Origin of the sequence: Cryobacterium mannosilyticum (genome assembly GCF_004402705.1) — a bacterium.
GTDB lineage: Bacteria > Actinomycetota > Actinomycetes > Actinomycetales > Microbacteriaceae > Cryobacterium > Cryobacterium mannosilyticum.
The window spans coordinates 1-17,448 of sequence record NZ_SOFM01000017.1 but is presented as its reverse complement, the minus strand read 5'-3'; the positions used below and the strand labels follow the sequence as shown (position 1 = coordinate 17,448).

15 protein-coding genes and 1 riboswitch are annotated in these 17,448 nt (G+C 70.2%); of the genes, 2 read left to right on the top strand and 13 right to left on the bottom strand.

Features of this window, described 5'->3' with window-relative positions; genetic code table 11:
* Positions 1-53 precede the first annotated feature (53 nt).
* A complete protein-coding gene (locus E3O32_RS07000; protein WP_134508014.1) occupies positions 54-932 on the bottom strand; it encodes a hypothetical protein in 879 nt (292 codons plus the stop codon).
* A 338-nt stretch (positions 933-1,270) separates the two neighbouring features.
* Between E3O32_RS07000 and E3O32_RS06995 the strand changes: the two genes are divergently transcribed.
* Positions 1,271-2,044, top strand: a complete 774-nt coding sequence (locus E3O32_RS06995) for an ice-binding family protein (RefSeq protein ID WP_134508012.1) — start codon at positions 1,271-1,273, stop codon at positions 2,042-2,044.
* Positions 2,045-2,132: 88 nt separating this feature from the next.
* Here the strand turns inward: E3O32_RS06995 and E3O32_RS06990 are convergent, their stop codons facing one another.
* Genes E3O32_RS06990 through E3O32_RS06960 form a run of 7 tightly spaced genes read right to left on the bottom strand, consistent with a single transcriptional unit; the run spans position 2,133 to position 10,154 of the window.
* Positions 2,133-3,086, bottom strand: a complete 954-nt coding sequence (locus tag E3O32_RS06990; RefSeq protein ID WP_166790800.1) for a diguanylate cyclase — start codon at positions 3,084-3,086, stop codon at positions 2,133-2,135.
* Positions 3,087-3,097: 11 nt separating this feature from the next.
* Positions 3,098-3,478, bottom strand: coding sequence for a chemotaxis protein CheW (locus E3O32_RS17225; protein ID WP_166790799.1), 381 nt, complete (start codon positions 3,476-3,478; stop codon positions 3,098-3,100).
* The gene (locus E3O32_RS06980) at positions 3,475-4,722 is read right to left on the bottom strand and encodes a CheR family methyltransferase (protein ID WP_134508008.1); all 1,248 of its coding nucleotides are present in this window, start codon (positions 4,720-4,722) and stop codon (positions 3,475-3,477) included. The genes E3O32_RS17225 and E3O32_RS06980 overlap by 4 nt, the downstream gene beginning before the upstream one ends.
* Complete coding sequence (locus E3O32_RS06975; RefSeq protein ID WP_134508006.1) at positions 4,719-5,780, bottom strand: chemotaxis protein CheB; 1,062 nt, start codon at positions 5,778-5,780, stop codon at positions 4,719-4,721. The genes E3O32_RS06980 and E3O32_RS06975 overlap by 4 nt, the downstream gene beginning before the upstream one ends.
* A complete protein-coding gene (locus E3O32_RS06970) occupies positions 5,777-7,885 on the bottom strand; it encodes a hybrid sensor histidine kinase/response regulator (protein WP_134508004.1) in 2,109 nt (702 codons plus the stop codon). Before E3O32_RS06970 ends, E3O32_RS06975 begins: the two co-directional genes overlap by 4 nt.
* Complete coding sequence (locus tag E3O32_RS06965; RefSeq protein ID WP_134508002.1) at positions 7,882-8,373, bottom strand: chemotaxis protein CheW; 492 nt, start codon at positions 8,371-8,373, stop codon at positions 7,882-7,884. Before E3O32_RS06965 ends, E3O32_RS06970 begins: the two co-directional genes overlap by 4 nt.
* A complete protein-coding gene (locus E3O32_RS06960) occupies positions 8,370-10,154 on the bottom strand; it encodes a methyl-accepting chemotaxis protein (RefSeq protein WP_166790798.1) in 1,785 nt (594 codons plus the stop codon). The genes E3O32_RS06965 and E3O32_RS06960 overlap by 4 nt, the downstream gene beginning before the upstream one ends.
* A 440-nt stretch (positions 10,155-10,594) precedes the next feature.
* Positions 10,595-10,668: riboswitch (cyclic di-GMP riboswitch) on the bottom strand.
* Positions 10,669-10,926: 258 nt separating this feature from the next.
* Between E3O32_RS06960 and E3O32_RS06955 the strand changes: the two genes are divergently transcribed.
* The gene (locus tag E3O32_RS06955; RefSeq protein WP_134507998.1) at positions 10,927-11,364 is read left to right on the top strand and encodes a phosphohydrolase; all 438 of its coding nucleotides are present in this window, start codon (positions 10,927-10,929) and stop codon (positions 11,362-11,364) included.
* A 7-nt stretch (positions 11,365-11,371) separates the two neighbouring features.
* Here the strand turns inward: E3O32_RS06955 and E3O32_RS06950 are convergent, their stop codons facing one another.
* The 5 genes from E3O32_RS06950 to E3O32_RS06930 form a co-directional block, all read right to left on the bottom strand.
* Complete coding sequence (locus E3O32_RS06950; RefSeq protein ID WP_134507996.1) at positions 11,372-11,890, bottom strand: GNAT family N-acetyltransferase; 519 nt, start codon at positions 11,888-11,890, stop codon at positions 11,372-11,374.
* Positions 11,891-11,907: 17 nt separating this feature from the next.
* On the bottom strand, positions 11,908-13,824 hold the full coding sequence (locus E3O32_RS06945; RefSeq protein ID WP_166788615.1) for a hypothetical protein: 1,917 nt from the start codon (positions 13,822-13,824) through the stop codon (positions 11,908-11,910).
* Positions 13,825-13,940: 116 nt separating this feature from the next.
* A complete protein-coding gene (locus E3O32_RS06940; RefSeq protein WP_134507992.1) occupies positions 13,941-14,750 on the bottom strand; it encodes a nuclease-related domain-containing protein in 810 nt (269 codons plus the stop codon).
* Between the two features lie 69 nt (positions 14,751-14,819).
* Complete coding sequence (locus E3O32_RS06935) at positions 14,820-15,980, bottom strand: alkaline phosphatase family protein (RefSeq protein ID WP_134507990.1); 1,161 nt, start codon at positions 15,978-15,980, stop codon at positions 14,820-14,822.
* Between the two features lie 7 nt (positions 15,981-15,987).
* The gene (locus E3O32_RS06930) at positions 15,988-16,395 is read right to left on the bottom strand and encodes a TIGR03618 family F420-dependent PPOX class oxidoreductase (protein WP_338145185.1); all 408 of its coding nucleotides are present in this window, start codon (positions 16,393-16,395) and stop codon (positions 15,988-15,990) included.
* Between the last annotated feature and the right edge of the window lie 1,053 nt (positions 16,396-17,448).

Sequence of the window (17,448 nt, the reverse complement as noted above, 5' to 3'; positions counted from 1 at the left end):
TGTGCCCCGCCGCCGGTGCCGCGTCTAGGTACCTGCGCGGCCACGCCAGACGATCACCGGGTCATGATCGAGGCCACCGAACCGATGACGCCCGGGATGGAGACGACCCCGAGCGCGAGCAGGGCGATCCGTCCGGCCCGGATCAGGGCATCGGAGGTCCACCAACGAGGCGCGGCCGGGATGAGCGCACAGCCGATCAGGGTCAGGATGGCGGCGGCGAGGAGCACCAGCCCGAGCGGCAAGTAGACGACGGCCGCCAGCAGCGGCGAGTAGGCAGGCCAGGTTCGTCGCGTCGGCGGGGGGAGGCGTCCGCTGTACCAGCCCGCGAACGCAGCCACCAGCATCCCGTGCAGGATCACGACGACAGAGAAGAGCAGGACCGCCAGCCAGCCCGGCCCGACGATGTCGAAATCAATGTTGTCGGCCCGGAGCGGGTCGAGGGTCGTCGCGAACAGGGCCAGCAGGAGCAGACCGAAGATCACGCCCCCGAGCCGGCCGCGGGGAAGCCAGCGGTGGATCACGACGTAGAGGATCGCCGACAGGAATGCCCCCGGCAGTGCGCCGAAAACAAGGAACGCGAAGGTTCCGTTGACCGTGATGTCGCCGACGCGCGCCTGCGCCTCGGTGATCCTGCCCGCGGCCGACGGGGAGGTCAGCGCGAGCACTCGCATGACGAGCCTTCCTCCGGCTCCGGCCATCAGCAGACCGGAGACAGTTCCGGTCACCGTGACCACGGTCGCCCACCAGACGAAGCGACGGAGCCCCGTCGACACTCGTGCGCTGGGCACCGGGATTGGCGACACCGACGCCGCATGCTGCGCCGTGGGGTCGGATGCGCCGACTACCGGCGAGCGCAGATCGATCCCGCCCCAGACCGCCACCCCCACGACCCCGGCCAGGGCCAGCACGCCGCAGACAACCAACACGATCATGGCCCACATTGTTGTCCCGATTCCGCCTGCCGGCCAGCCCTGAGCGCCCGGCGGCATCGGGGACACGCCCGGCCCGAGGAATTCATCAGATTAATCACTCCAGTCCCTCAAGAAGACAGAAACCACCCCTAGTCTGGGGGTTAGACAGATTCGATTCGTTGGAATCGGTCCCGTGGGGCGTACGAAGTCGTACGTGGTGGACGCCTGTGTGCGTGGGACCTGGGGCCCTTCGGGGACGGTACCGACGTTAGAAACCCGGTGTGCAGCATCGGGGACCGCACCACGGTGGCCCTGCCCGAATCCGCAGAGCGCGGGTTCGCCGAAAGGAAACCACCGCAATGAAGTTCCAGAATCTCACCACCACCCGCAAGGCCCAGCTCGGACTGCTCCTGGCCGTCGCCGTCGCCGGCGCCGGCAGCGCCGCCATCGCCGGGTCGGCCTCGGCGACCGGCCTCCCCCAGGCTCCGATCGAACTCGGCACCGCCGGCACGTTCGCCATCCTCTCGCAGACCGGCGTGACGGATGTCTACGCCTCGGCCGTCAACGGAAACGTCGGTGCCAGCCCGATCACCGGCGCGGCCATCCTCCTCACCTGCCCGGAAGTGCAGACCGGAACCATCTTCTCGGTCGACGCCGCCGGACCGCCGTGCGAGGTCACCGCCCCGTCCTTCCTTACCACGGTCGTCGGCGACATGGGGATCGCCTACGGTGATGCGGCCGGGCGCGTCAACCCCGACTTCGTCGACCTGGGCGCCGGCGAGATCGGCGGGCTCACCCTCCTGCCCGGCCTCTACAAGTGGAACACCGACGTGACCATCTCCACCGACGTCACCCTCTCCGGCGGACCGGACGACGTGTTCATCTTCCAGATCTCCGGCAACCTCGATGAGGCGTCCGCGAAGAACGTCACCCTCGCCGGCGGCGTGCAGGCGAAGAACGTGTTCTGGCAGACCGCCGGCTCCACCTCGATCGGCACCACGGCGCACTTCGAGGGCACCATCCTCGGCAAGACGCTGATCGCGATGAAGACGGGGGCAACGATCAACGGGCGGCTGCTCTCGCAGACCGCGGTGACCCTGCAGAGCAACACGGTCACCGAACCGGCGAACTAGCGCACCTGCGCCCGGGGCCGAGCGCGGCGGCATCTCGCCGCGTGCGGCCCCGGGTAGCCGGCGTCGCACCGCGAAACGCGAGCCGGGATCAGGGGGCGAGGGACGCCACGGCAACGTCGGCCGCGATCCGGTTGCGACCGTCGCCCTTCGCCGTATAGAGCAGGGCGTCCGCCCGGCCGACCAGCTCGGCCGCGTTTCCCAGCGGGCCCACGGCACAGCCGCCGCTCACGGTGACCGGGATCAGGGCGCCGCCCGCGTTCATCGGGGTCGCCGTGACGGCGAGCCGGATGCGCTCGGCGAGGGCGAACGCCCCCGCGAGATCGGTGCGCGGGAGCACGACCAGGAATTCCTCCCCTCCCCAGCGACCGGCGACATCCCCCTCGCGCAGTTCCGCCCGGAGACGACTGGCGAATTCGGTGAGCACCACGTCGCCGGCCGGGTGCCCATAGCCGTCGTTGACACGCTTGAAGTGATCGATGTCGAGCAGGAGCACGCTGAGCGGGTCCTGATGACGCATGGAATCGGCGTGGTAGTGCGCGAGCACGAACTCGAGGTGGCGCCGGTTGCTCAGCCCGGTGAGGGCATCCGTACGGCTGAGCAGGTCCAGCTCGGCGTTGCGCTGGCGGAGCTGGTCCTGCAGCTTCTTGACGTGCGCGGCCGCGGCGACGCGCGCCACAAGTTCGGCCGGTTCGAACGGCTTCTTGAGATAGTCGTGGGCGCCGCCGCGGAGACCGCGAAGCACATTGTCCATATCAGTCAGCGTGGTCAGGAAGACGACGGGCAGGTCCATCAACATCGGGTCGGCCTTGAGCATCTCGAGCACCTCGTAGCCGTCGAGTCCGGGCATCTCGATGTCGAGGAGGATCACATCGGGCGGGGTCTGGCGGCAGTGGGCGATTGCGGCCCGGCCGTCGACGGCCTCGACCACTCGGTAGCCGGCCGCCTCGAGGTGGGAGCGCACGACGGCGCGAATGACGAGCGAGTCGTCTGTGATCAGCACGGTGGTGGCGCCCGACGCTGCTGTCACGGTCGCGGCGGTCACGGCCGGGCTGATCACAGGCGGGCCGCCAGAGCCTCGGGGTCGGCGACGAGGATGAGCTCGCCACCCGAGTCGACCAGACCGCAGATGAATGCCAGGCCCTGACCGGTCGGGGCGGGCCGGACCTCGTCGTCGGCGAACTCGCGCAGCCCGGAGACGGAGTCGACGAGCAGGCCGAAGGATGCCCCGCGCGACTCGATCACGATCACGTGGCTGCCGCCTGCGCCGAGGGCGGAGAGCACGGTCAGGGGCGGGCCGCCGGGAAGCACCCCGGCGATGTCGGGTCCGGATCCGGGCACGGGGACCAGCCCGTCCGCCGTGCGCACCGCCCGCGTCGCCTCGACCGGCAGGCAATATGACGTCCCGTCTGATCGGAAACACACCATGGTCGTCATCGGGTTGGCTCCTGCTGTTTGGCGTCGAGAAGTTTGTGGAGTTCGGCGATCGAATAGCCGTCGATCGCGTGCTCGACCTCGGCCGGGTCTGCCAGGTCCAGGGCCCGGCGGGCCGCGCTGAACGCGCGGTGCGCGGCGGCAGGATCGGCGGCGGCCTCGAGAGCGAGCCCGAGGTGGAGGTGGGCCAGGCTGTCCTGCGGCGCCAGGTACGCCCATTTGCGGAAGAGGACGACCGCGGCGGCGTTGTGACCGGCATCCAGCTCGGTCTGACCGCTGCGAGCCAGGCCGGCGATCATGGCAGCCTCGTCGTGGTCGGCCGGAGTCGCGGCGTCGGGGGTGGGCCGGGCGTGCGCGCGGAACGGCGCCTCGGGTGACGGTGCTGGCAGGGAGCGCGGCACCGCCGCCGGCGTCCCGGAACCGGGCAGCGGGCGATACGCGTAGGTGTCGCCGAAGCGCACGGTCTCGTAGCGGTCGCCGATCGCCCAGATCGTCTCGGACGAGCCGAGGAACAACCAGGCGGCCGGCATCGCCTGGGCCACCCGGTCGAGGAAGATCCGGGCGTGTTCGGGCGAGAAGTAGATCAGCACGTTGCGACAGAAGACGATCTGGCAGGACCGCACCCGGGAGGGCACCGGGCCGATCAGGTTGTGGTGCATCGTGCTCACCCGGGTGCGCAACGCCGGCGTGATCTCCCAGCCGTCGCCCACTGCACTGAGGTGTCGCTCGAGGCGCGCGGGCGCCAGGCCGCTCACCTCCCTGGTCGAGTACAGGGCGGCATCCGTGCGGGCGAGAGCCGAGGTGGAGATGTCGGTGGCGATGATCGAGCCGGTGATGCGCTGCTCCTCGAGCAGCATGGCCAGGCTGTACGCCTCCTGGCCGTTGGCGCACCCGGCGCTCCAGATCGACAGCGGCCGGCGCGTGGCGGGCAGGATCTCCCGCTCCAACAGGGCGAAGTGCTCCGGATGGCGGAAGAAGGCGGTCTCCTGCACCGTGATGCGGTTGAGCAGGCTCTGCCGCAGCGCGGAACCAGCCGTCAGCGCGCGCAGGTACGATTCGGAGTCCGTGCCGTTGTCGGCGATTTCGTCACGGATGCACCGGCGCATCCGGCCGCGCAGGGTCGGCTCGGCGCGCAAACCGACCGCCGACCGCAGCAGCTCGGCCACCCGGTCGACGACGGCGTCGGTCACGAGCGTCGAGGCATCCGTGCCGGCGGACCCGATGCCCGCGAGTCCCTGGCCGTTCATGCCGTCCCCCGTGCCGCGCAGCGCAGGATCGCGGCCGCCAGCAGGTCGACCGACAGCAGGTCGCTGACCGCGCCGAGGCGATAGGCCGCGCGCGGCATCCCGAAGACTGCGCAGGACTCCTCGTCCTGGCCCAGGGTCTGACCGTTGGCGCGGTGCATCTCCAGCAGCCCCGCTGCGCCATCATCGCCCATCCCGGTGAGGATCACGCCGACCCCGGCCGAACCGGCGTTTCGGGCGACGGACTGGAAGAGTTCGTTCGCGGACGGCTGGTGGATGGTGACCGGCGTCGACGCGAGTACGAGGCGAAGACCGGCGCCCAGTCGCAGGTGCCGCCCGCCCGGGGCCAGGTAGACCCGCCCGGGGCGGGCGACCTGGTCGTGGACGGCTATCTCGACCGGCAACGCGGAGACCCGGGTCATCCAGTCGAAGAGCCCGCCGGTGAAGTCCGGATGCAGGTGCTGCACCACGAGCACCGGGGCGGCCAGCCCGCCGAGCCCGGCCAGCACCGTGGCGAGCGCCTTCGGACCGCCCGTCGATGCCGCCAGGGCCACAACGGCCTGACGGGTACGGCCGGACGGGGTGGTCGGCACGGCCCCGGGCGGTCTGGCCAGCACGCCCCGGGGGTGGCGGATGGTCTGCACACGGCTGAGTTGGCGCACTGTGCGCCGTAGCCCGGCCTCCAGGTCGGGAGTCCACCGCACGGGAGCCGGCAGCACGTCGAGGGCCCCGGCCACGAGCGCGTCGACCGCGCCCGGCGATTGCCGGTTCTCGATCTGGGTGGAGAGCACGAGGATCGGCGTCGGCGTGTGCGCCATGACCTGCTCGATCAGGGACTGGCCGCTTCCGTCGGTCGTGGAGAGACCGAGGAGGATGACGTCGGGATGTTCGCGGGCGACCCGGCCGATGGCGGCCGGACCGGTTGCGACCTGGCCGAGGCTGACGATGTCGCCGTCGCTCTGCAGCGTCCGGGCGAGGCGGGCGCGGTCGGTGGGCAGGTCGTCGATGATCAGCACCCGGATCGATTTCCCGGAGCGTGGCGCGGCTGCCGGCCCGATCATCGGCGCGCCCCGATCAGCCGGTTCACGGCGAGGAGCAGGCTTCCCTCGTCAAAGCCGCTCTTGAGGATGAAGCCGTCGGCGCCGGCCTCCAGCCCCCGCTGCCGGTCGGCCTCGCTCGAGCGCGAGCTCAGGATCAACACCGGAATGTTGGTCAGGTCCGGGGCCGCGCGCACCGCCTCGGTCAGCGCGAAGCCATCCATCAACGGCATCTCGATGTCGGTGAGGATCAGCTCACTGGGCCCCTCGGCGAGCTTCGCCAGCGCGTCCAGGCCGTCGACGGCCACGCGCACGTCGAAACCGGCACGCTCCAGGATGCTGCGCTGCAGCTCCCGGACGGTCAGCGCGTCGTCGACGACGAGGATGCGCTGCAATGATCCGGCCGAAGTCCGTTCGCCGGACGCGGCGGCGTGCCAGGCGTTCGTCGGATCCGCGGTGGGACGCCGAGGGGAAGCCTGGCCGCGTGTCGCCTGCCGCGCCCGCTGGATCAGCCCGGGCGGGTCGAGCACAAGCAGGATCGAGCCGTCGGGCTCGACGCTGGCCCCGGCGACCGCGGGCAGGTGCGGCAGGAGGGTGCTGAGCCCCTTGATCACCACGTCCCGCTGGCCGACCAGCCGGTCGACCTGGAAGCCGTGCCGCCGGGCGGTGTCGGCCAGCACCACGATCGGGCCGTCCGTGGAGCCGCCGCAGATGCCGAGGGTGCCCGCGAGGGCCGACACCGGAACCGGCTGGTCCTCCACCCAGATCACCGTTCGTCCTTCGGCACTGGTCTGCCGTGTTTCGTCGAAGCGCTGGGAGAGCACGACCCTGTGGAAGGGCAGGGCGAAGCGCTGACCGCCGGATTCCACCAGGAGGCACCGGAGCACGGCCAGGGTGATCGGCACGATGACGCGGAACTCGGTGCCCCGGCCCGGCTCCGAGCGCACCTCGACCCTGCCGTGGGCGGCCTCCACAGTGGTGCGAACGACGTCGAGGCCGACGCCGCGCCCCGACACGTCCGTGACGAACGCCGTCGTCGACAGCCCGGCCCGGAAGATCAGCTGCTGGACGTCTTCGTCGCTCAGCCGTGACGTGTCGACGCCCTGGCCCTCGGCCTGCGCCCGGACCCGCGAAGTGTCGATCCCGCCACCGTCGTCGGTGATCGCCACGATCACTTCGGAGCCGAGTTGCATGGCGTGCAGCCGGATGGTGCCGCCCACCGGTTTGCCTGCCGCGGCGCGCACCACGTCGGGTTCGATCCCGTGGTCGACGGCGTTCCGCACCAGGTGCAGCAGGGAGTCGGAGAGCGCAACGAGCATGCCACGGTCCAGCTCGGTGTCCGCCCCGCGCACCTCCCAGCGGATGGTCTTGCCCTGTGCCCGGGCCAGGTCGCGCACGGCACGCTGGAGCTTGTCGGTGATGGTGGACAGCGGCACCATCCGGGTGCGCATGGCCCGTTCCTGCAGCTCGTTGAGCGTGCGCGACAGTTCGTTGAATTCCGGGTTCAGAGTCGGATCGAGGCCGAATTTCTCCATCAGCATGCTGCCCATCCGAAGGTGGGCAGATGCCGATTCCCCGATCAGGCGCACGAGTTCGTCGAGCCGGTCCATCGGCACCATCACCACGCCGCCGGGCTCGGGGCCGGTGGCAGTTTCCACGCCCATCGGAACCCGTGGGGACGGATCGACAGCGGTCACCGGCGTCGCACTCTCGTCGATGACCATGACGGCGACGACCGGCTCGTCGCCGGCCTCGTCGCCGGCCTCGTCGCCGGCCTCGTCGCCGGCTTCGGTGCAGGCCTCGCCGGCCGGGTTGCCCGCGATGATGCTGCCAAGCTGGTCGGCGCCGGCAAGGAGCGCGTCGATGATCGCGGGCGTGACCGCCAGGGTGCCGGAGCGGATCCCGCCGACGAGTTCCTCGAGCTCGTGCGCCAGCTGGCTCACGCCGTCCAGGCCGGCGACGGCCGCGGAGCCCTTGAGCGTGTGCAATTCGCGGAAGATGGCCCGGATCAGGGCTTCGTCACCGTCCTGCTGCTCGAGCAGGAGCAGTAACCGGTCAAGCTCGGCGAGGCGTACCTCGGCCTCCTGGGCGAACAGCGCACGGATCTGGTCGATGCCCAGGATGCTCATCCGGCCGACCCGGACCGGGTGATGGCGCCCACAGGCTCGATCGCTCCGACAGGCGGGCGAACCGGCACGGAATTCTCACCGGCACGCAGCGGGCGGTCCCTGGCCAGGAGAAGGTCGGGGTCGAGCCGCACGACGACGCTCTCCTCCACCCGGTAGGTGCCCGCAGTGCCCGGCAGGTCGGACGGACCGACCGGGTCACCGAGGCCGGCCCGACGAGGAAATGCGGTCGCGGTGAGGGCGACCAGGCCCTGCCTGGACTGCAGCACGACCGCGAACATCGGAGGTTGCCCAGCGGGCAGGCCGAGAAGCGCAGCCGTGTCGAGCAGCGGGACGATCTGCCCACGCAGGTTGAACAGGCCGAGCACGTGCGAAGGCGCGGTGACCAGTCGGGTGAGCGATGGCGCGGCGACCACCTGGCTCACCCGGTCGATCGACACGGCGAAGAGGTCCTCCCCCACGGGAACCAGCACAACGTGCGCTTGCGTCATCGCTCTCCGTTGCCTGCACCGGCGGTGGCTTCGAGGTTGTGGGCCAGGTCCGCAAGGTCGCCGGCCGAGGCCGCGATCTGGCGGGCGGTGATCGAGATCTGCCGGCTGGCGTCGGCGAGCTGTTCCATGGTTTCCACGACCTGCGCGGTGGCACTTCGCTGCTGCTGGGTGGTCAGGCTGACCTGACCGTTGGCATCCGTCACCGCTTCGAGCTGGAGCAGACCCTGCTGCATCTGCTTGGCGCCCTTTTCCATCGCCATCACGGTCGCGTTGGTTTCATGCTGCACCGCGCTGACGATCTCGGCAATGTCGCCGGCGCTGGACTTGGACCGTTCGGCCAGGCGCCGCACCTCGTCGGCGACGACCGCGAAACCGCGGCCGTGCTCGCCGGCCCTGGCCGCTTCGATCGCGGCGTTGAGGGCGAGCAGGTTGGTCTGGTCGGCGATGTCGTTGATCAGCACCAGGAGCGACTCGATGTCCTTCACCCGGTTGGCCAGGGCCAGCGTACGTTCGCTCGAGACGAGGATGTCGGCCTCGGCCTGTTCGAGATTTCGCCGGGTGTCAGCGGTTTGGCGGGCGACATCGTCAACGGTGTCGGCGATCGCCACCGACGACCGCGCCAACTCCTCGGTGGTGGCGGTGGCCTGCGTGACCGCGGCGCTCTGCTGGGTGGTGATCGCGGCGAGCTCGTCGGAAGATGCCGACAGTTCGGTGGCCGCGGAATTCACCTCGACCCCGGCGCCTTCCAGCCGGGCGATGAGTTCCTGGCTGGTGTTAAGCATGGCGTTGAGCGAGTCGGCGAGCACCACCATCTCGGTCGGCCCGGTGGGCACGGCGCGCGCCAGCAGGTCTCCGCGGGTGACCCGACGGGCGACCGCAGTGAGCTTGCGCACCGGCCGGGCGGCACTCCAGGCCATCAGGCTGGATGCGAGCACGGCGAAGAGCACGCCGACGGCCGCCAGGAGAATCGACCGCTGCACCTGTTTCTCCACGGGGGCGAGCACCGCGCTCGCGTCTTCTTTCACTATGAGCACCCAGTTCAGGCCTTCGACGATGTCGTAGCCACCGATGGCGTCGTGTCCGTCCTCGTCAATGAAACGGGCGCTGCCGGGCTTGCCGGTGCGAGCCGCCTGTGCGACCGGTTCGCTGTCGACGATGGTCGTGAGCATCCCGCCGGCCAGCAGCGCGGACTGCTCCGTCGCGTCACCCATGGTTTCCGTGCTGTAGATCAATCGGTGGAGTGAGTCGACCGCGACGACCTCGACGCCCTTGCCCAGGTCACGGTTGAGCAGCTTGCTCAGGGCGGTCGGGTCGAGGTTGGCGATCAAGACGGCGCGTACCGAGCCGTCGTCGGCGAGCAGCGGCTGGGCGAGCACCCAGTGCAGCCGGTCGCCCTGAAGGGTCAGGGGGGTGAAGACGGTCTCGCCGGCGACGGCCGAACGGAACCAGTCCTGCCCGGTCGGGTCGAGGGCGACGCCTGGGCGGCTGGAGGAGAGAACCTTACCGTCCACGTCAGTGATCTCGATCAGGGTGTAGCTGCCGAATGCCTCGTCGATCTTGGCCAGGCGAGTCGCGAGCACGGAGCTGTCCAAGTCACCGGCCGACGCTGCGACGACCGACAGGTCGCCCTTGCGTTCCCTAATCCAGTCTTCCAGCCGCAGGCCGACCGCCGTGGCGACGGTGACGCCCTTGTTTTCCGCCGCCGCGGTCAGGCTCGCCGCCGAGTCCGTGGTGAGCACGACCGTCGAGATGATGACCAGCGGCACGGAGACTGCGAGCATTGCGGCCGCCAGCTGCACTCCCAGGCGACGCGGTAGCTTCCGAAGGCGGCCGAATGGTTTCCTGGCCATGGTTTACTACCGGTCTTTCTAGTGCTGAGTGTGTGTCAAACGGCATATGCGAACGTGCATGGCGAAGTATTTCGCCCGGCCGCGACCCTGCCGTGCGGTGAATGCGAGGGGGGACCGAACCCGAATCGGTCCCCCATCGCAATTCCGCGTCAGGGCGGCCACCCGAAGGTCGACCTGACTTCCCTCAGTCCGTCGTCTGCTTACCCAAGTCGACGACGGATTGATGGAGTTTGTGGGGTGACGGCCGCCGTCGCAACGGGGCTGTCGACTGCGGGCACAGTCAGGGTGGCATCAGGCTGCGTCAGACCATCGGACTCGACGCGGGCGTCGGTCTCCAGGAATGGAAAGCTCATCTGCTTCGGCCCTATTCATTCGGTAGGCCGGCTGACCCGAAGGTCCCGTGCCTTTGCGACCCCGTTTCTCAACGGGTGTGCCCTTGCGAAAGACGTATGAACCGTCTCGCCGGTGGTCGGATGACCACCTGGTTCGAACCTAGCAGCCCGGGGCCGGATCCGACCCCGACGACGTCGCGGAATGTACCCCCAGTGCGGGGTGCACGAAAGGGGTTGTTTTGCCGGTTTTCTCATGGATACTCCCCCCGTTCACGGGGGCGCGCTACCGTGTGCCGAGCAGGCGCCCACTGGACTCCACGTCCGGCCGGCCGTGCACTCACTCTCGATCGCACTACCCCAGGGGGATCATCATGCCAGGCACAGCAGTCGCACCGTTCGTCGCCACCGCCCGGTCCATCGCCACGGCCGCTCACCGCGGCCAGGTCGACAAGCTGGGTGCCGCCTACATCGATCACCCCCGCCGGGTCGCCGAACGTCTCGCCGACCCGCTGGGGCAGGCGACCGCCTGGCTGCACGACGTGCTCGAGGACACGGATGTCTCCCCCAGCGATCTGCTGGCCGCCGGCATCCCCGGCGGCGTCGTCGCCGCGGTCGAACTGCTCACCCGAACGGATGCCGTGAGCGACGCCGACTACTACGCCGGCATCCGCGCCAACCCGATCGCCCTCGCCGTGAAGCGCGCCGATATCGCCGACAATCTCGAGCCGTGGCGGGTGGCGCAACTGGACGTCAACGTGCGGGAGCACCTGGCCGCGAAGTGTGGGAAGGCTTTGGCCGTGCTCGAGTGACGCCCGGTCAGCGGTCGGCGAACTCCCCGACCGAGGCGGCCAGGAGCGCCACCACGACGGTGTCGTTCTTGGTGGACTGTTGGCCGATCTGGGCGAAACCGAGGCGGGAGTGGAACGCCAGCGACCCCGGGTTCGGTGGTTCGAGGTTGACCTCGCAGAACACGACGACGGCCGCCGATGCCTCGGCCGAGTCGAAGATCGATCGGTACAGCACCTCGCCCAGCCCCTGGCCGCGGGCCCCGTCGGCCACCACGATGCGGTCCACGTAGAGGAACTCACGGGACCGTTCCGCGAACCAGCGGTAGTTCTCACTGGCGTAGTCGGCGTCCGCGGCGAAGACGATGGCGAAGCCGAGCACGTGCTCGGGCGCGGCATCCGTGGTGACCACCACGGCGAGCGCGCACTCGGCGAGCAGCGCGGCGAGGCTCGCCTCGTCGAGGGAGTTCACCGCCGGGACGGCAGCGTTGTTCAGCCGCAGAACCTGGGCGGAATCGTGCGGGAGCAGCGGGCGAAGCGAATGGGGCATGCTGACGACGATACGGCCTAAGCCTCCATGTCGTCGTGGGTGACGATGCGGATCAGTTCGATCCCGCCGTCGGGCTTCTGCCAGAAGTGCATCCGGCGGGCGGCCGGCGTGTTCTGCTCAATCGAGACGCGCATGCACCGGGCGCCGTCCCAGCGCAGCAGGTGCGGGTCGGCCGCGCCGGCGCCCTGGCGCAGCGCGTGCAGGTGCCGCCCGGTGAGGGTCTTCACCCGCCCGGTCAGCACGTCGACGGATGCCTTGAACGCCTTGGCCAGCTGGCCGTCGTCGAGCCCGGACAGCGAGTCCGCGAAGCGGTCGCTGAGCACGTAGCTGTGCGGGAGCGGCCATTCCTCCCGGTCGGATTCGGGTACCCGGTCGACCCAGGCGAGCAGGATCTCGTGGCGCACCCAGCCGGAGGCGTCCTCCCACTGCGCGCGCCGGGTTTCGTATTCGCTGGAGGCAGGGGGCGCGGCGACGGTGCGGCGGGACTCACGCAGCATCCGCTTCTGGGTGCGTTGCTCGTCGCGCAGTTCGGCGACGGTGTGGCGGAGCGTTCCGAGCTCGACGAGGGCGTCGCGCAGCTGCAGCTGCGCCGAACGCGCCTGCTCACGCAGCTTGGCCAGGTCGGAGTCGGTCGCGCCGGCCTCGACGAGTTGGGCCTCGAGCCGGGTGATGCGCGCCTTCGCCTCGGCGAGGGAGAGCTGGGTTGACTGCAGGGCGGAGTGCGGCTGGGCGGGCTGGGCCGGCGTCGGCGCGACCCGGAACGGGATCGCCGGCGCGGTCGGGTGGCGAATCGCGTGGCTGCGGCCCGGTCCGGGAGACGGGCGCGGCGGACGGAACGACTCGTCGAGGTGGGCCATCGCGGCGAGGGCGACCAGCTCGGCCTGGGAGGTCTCGGCCAGTTCGGAGGCCGCCTGCGCCCGCGCGTACTCAACCGGGCTCTGCGCCGAGGCAGGCTCGAGCACGGGCTCGTCGGCGTGCTCGTCGTCCTCCACGACCGGCAGCAACGGACGGTTCTCGCGCAGCCAGGGTGGTCCGTTGCGCACGGCGGAGAGCGGCGGCAGCACGGGCTCGTCGTCGTCGACGTCGCTCAGACACAGGTGCAGGGCCCCGCTGGGCAGGTGGATGACCCGCGCGGCCACCACGTCGCCCTCGGAGAGGAGGGCGTCGACCTTGTCCAGCGGGTTCGGGGAGATGTCGGCGCGGGTGATGGTGAGGGAGAGGTGCGGGTGCAGGGCGAGCACGGCGCGTTGCGCGCTGACCTTCTGCACGAGGGCGAGGGTGATGCTGCCGTTCGGGAAACGCGTGGCGATCGCCGCGTTGGTCGGCGGCTTGACCTCCACGTTGAGCCGGTGGGTGGGCGCGTCGAGGGCACCCTGCACGCGCTGGCCGGGCACGAGGGTCCAGTCCAGCGGCACGGGCGGGTAGGTGAGTTCCTGCCACACGGTGGCCATCCCGCCGTCGTCGAGTTCGACGAGGGCGCGGGAGCCGCCGAGCAGGAAACCCTTGACGGTGCCGGTGACGGTGATGACGGATGCCGGGGCGAGTGCGAAGAGGCCGGCCTGGTGAGCGTGGGCGAGGGCATCCGTCACCAGCTGGTCGGTGGCGTGCTGCGGGTCGCCGTGCGTGAACCGGAGGCGGGAACGGGACAGGTCGGCGAACGCGTCCGGGCCGATCGGGTAGGAGCGGCCGGCGCTGCCGTAGACCTGGAACTGCGGCGGCAGCAGGTCGCCGAGCTGGCGGGTGAGCTCGCCGGTCTCGATCAGGAAGACCTTGGCCACGTCTCCGATCTGGGTCGACAGCTGGTCGATCCCGATTTCGGGCACGCTCGTACCGAACGGTGACGAAACGACGACCCACGGCCGATCCCTGGCGGAATCGTGCAGTCCGATCGCCAACTTCTGTACCGCGGTGCTTGATTCCACACGGGTGTACACCACTGGCTCCCCTCCCGGCCTTCGTGACGGACCGTATGTCGAGGGTACGCCTGACGGCTGGGAGAATTGCCCCAGCCGTTAATATTCGCGGTGTATGCGGTGCATTCTGCTCAGTGTCAGCCGCCGAACAGGGTGCCGATCAGGCCGGCGAGCACGGCGATCAGGCCGGCGGACACGGCACCGCCCAGGGCGAGCTCGAGCGGGCAGAGCACCCGGCGTTGCAGCCGGGCCGCACGCACCTCCGCCTCGAGGGCGGTGAAGCGTTCCATCAGCCCGGCGCCGCCGTCGACGGACAGCCCCTCCCACATCTGCGGGTTGTCGAGCACCTCGATGATCCCGAGGCGCGCGGCCGGCCCCAGGACGACCGGAAGTCCGGTCAGCCACTCGACCAGGTGGCGGGCGTCGAGGACCTTCACGTCGTCGGGGAGGCTCCGGTAGCGCAGCGAGCGCGGGTTGACGAACACGACCGCCGGGTGCACGGGGTCGGCCAGCGGGCGCCGGCCCTGAACAAGCAGTGTGATGCGCTCGGCCTCGAACCGGGCGTGTCGGATGTAGGGCACGGAGCGTTCCCCGATGAGCACCGTGCGCCGCTCCACCGAGACGTGCTGGCCGCGGTGCTGCTTGGTGTTGATGGTGACGACCCCTCCTGGGCCGACCAGCACGTGGTCGATGTCCCAGCCATGGCCACCGATCGGCAGGGCGTGGAACACAGCCCACTCCGGCGGCAGCGTGGCCAGCTTCGCGCCGACCTCGATCTCGCCCTCGGCGCCGTCGTACCAGCCCACGCTGGCGGCGGCGAGCGGCGTGCGGCCGAGGAATCGGTCCAGCCTGCCGCGCGGCGGCTTGGTTTCCTGCTCGCGGAGGAGCTTCTCGATAATGAACTGTGCGGCGAAACGCTGCCGCATGCTGGTCCTGCTTACTGCCATCGCGGTATTCCCCCAGCGGCCAATATTACAGAGCAATCCGGCAATCGGGCATAGGCCGGGGCGTGGCGGTCAGGGCGCGATGCGGAAGACATCCGCCCCGAACCGGGCCAGCCCCGGTGCGGAGGCGTAGCCGAGGTAGGGCAGGCCGAAGGCATCCTCGATGCTCGCTAGGAGGCTGTAGTGGTTGTAGGGCGTGTTCGATTCGGTGCCTCCCGAGATGAACGGGGAGAGCACGAGGGCGCCGACCCGGCCACCGCCGGGGCCGTCAATGCCGGGCCGGTCCGCGTTCGGCCCGGCAGACTCGCCGCAGCAGGCGGTCGAGTCGGATTCCACACTGTCGGATTCGTCGAAGGTGATCACGAGCATGCCGTCCTGCCGGAACGCGGGCGAGGCGAGGATGCGCGGCACCCAGTCCCGCAGCCACCCGTCGGCCCCGGCCAGGCCGCCGGCCTCTCCGTCGACGCAGGGCGCGTCGTGGCCGTCGTGGCAGAGGTTCGGGGTGATGATCGCGAGGTTCGGGGTGCTGTCGACGGCGGCCAGGGCGGCGGGCAGGGCGTCAAGGTCCAGCACGTTGCGGGCGCAGTCCGGCGAGCCGGTGATACCGGCGAAGTAGACGAACGGGTTGTGCCGGGCCGCATACTGGTCGCCGGGCCTGGCCCGCTGGGTGTCGTCCCGGTCCCCGGGCGCCGGATGCCGGCAGGACTGCCCCATGTCCTCCGAGTATCCCTTCCAGGTGCGGCCGGTGCCGGTGAGCTGGCCGGCCACCGTGGGCACGCCGGCCGGGTAGACGCAGCCCTCGCCGACGGCCTGGCCGAACGCGGCCGTGCCGGTCTGGTCGAACGCGGTGTAGGTCTGGCAGTCGGACTGGGTCTGCGGGTTCGGGCCCTGGCCCGAAATCTGCGCGATGTAGTTCGGCAGCGAGTGGTGGGCCACCCCGAAGTACTGGGTGAGGAGCACTCCCTGGTCGCGCAGGGTGGACGAGAGGTAGGGAGCCGGCGAGCCGGAACCCCAGGTCTGGTCGTAGCCCTTGTTCTCGAGGTTGATCACCGTGATGTGCTGCACTCCGGGTTGCACCGGCGCGGCCGGGGCTGCCAGGGCGTTCGTCGGTCCGGCCCGGTTCACCGGGCTCGCGTCCCGCGGGCCGCCGGCCTGCCACAGTGCTGCCGCGGCGACGGCGAGCAGCAGCACAACGGCCGTGCCGACGAACCAGCGCACGCGCGGTGTGCTCATGACACCATCATCCGCCGTCGGTTGGGGCGGCCGGACGCATTCGCGGCGAACCCATCACCTGGTCAACCACGATTTCGATCACGACCCGGGTCGGGTTGACACGCGGCTGCTGGTAGCGCGCGGCGTAGAGTTCGACCGCCCGGGCTACGGCAGCCGGGTCGCGGTCAATTCGAGCGGGGCCGGCGAACGAGATCCAGCGGCGCCCGTCGACCTGGGCGACCGTGGCCTGGCCGCCGCGCTCCACATTGCGCACCTTCTGGGTGCCGTCGGAGGTGATGATGCGCACGACGCCGCCATCGAGGGTGAAGCCGACCGGCACGGAATGGATGCCGCCGCGCAGCCCGAGGGTCGACAGTACGCCAAGGTGGCGTTCGGTCAGGAAGCCGGCCGCATCATCAGTCAGGTCTCTGGTCACCCTGCCCAATTTAGCGTCCTTCGTCGAAGTTCCAGACTCACGTGACCAGACTCTGCCCCTCGAAATCCGGTGGCCGAGCGCGCCGAGACCAAGGTGGATGTCCCGGTCATTCTGTGTCCCGGTCCTGGGTGGGCGTGCCCGGGTCGAGTTGGCGGTGGGTCTTGCTGGGGAGGGGGATGAGCGTTTGTGCCGGGTCGACTGTGACCGGTGGCTTCAGCCAGTACTGGTCGCCGCCCCGGAGGATGANGGTCGCCGCCCCGGAGGATGATCCAGCCCGTGTTGTGGAGGAGCAGGTGGTGGGGGTGGCAGAGGCAGACTCCGTCGGCGAGGTCGGTGTAGCCGTGTTCGAGGAGCCACTCCTTGAGGTGGTGGGCTTCGGTCCAGGCTGGTGGCCGGTCGCACTCGGGCCAGATGCAGCCGCCGTCGCGGGCGCCCAGGGCGGTGCGTTGAGCCGGAGTGAAGAGACGTTGTTCCCTGCCAATGTCGATGGGTTGGCCCGTGTTGTCGAAGAGGATTCCGAGGTAGCCGGTGTCGCAGAGTTGCCGTTCGACGGTGGCCAGGGAGATCGGAGCGGGACTGCCCTCGATGGACCCGTGCCCGGCCGCGAGGACCACGGCCGTCCCCGGTTGTCCCGGCTGGCCGGGTTCGCCGGGTTCGCCGGACTGGCTGGGCTGGCCGGGCTGGCCGGGTTGGCCGGGTTCGCGGGACGGGTCGGGTTGGTCGGGTTGGCCGGACAGGTCGAGTTGGCTGGGTTGACCGGGTTGAGTGGAGGGGGCTGCTGTGTCAGGTCTGACCGCCGGCAGAGGCCGGGGGCCTGCTGACGTCTCGGATGCTCCCGGTGCTTCAGATGCCCCGGTGAGGTGGGGTGTTGATGGTGTTGATGGTGTTGAGGGGGATGTGCCGGCCGGTGCCTGGGCTGCACTCCCGCTCCCGGTGCTGGTGCCGCCGCCGGCACCGGTGTTAGTTCGGGTGGCGTTGGTGAGGTCTTTCTGGGTGACGATGATGCGCACGGCGGGGCGGCGGCCGCCGAGCATCTGGCCGGGGTCGACTTCG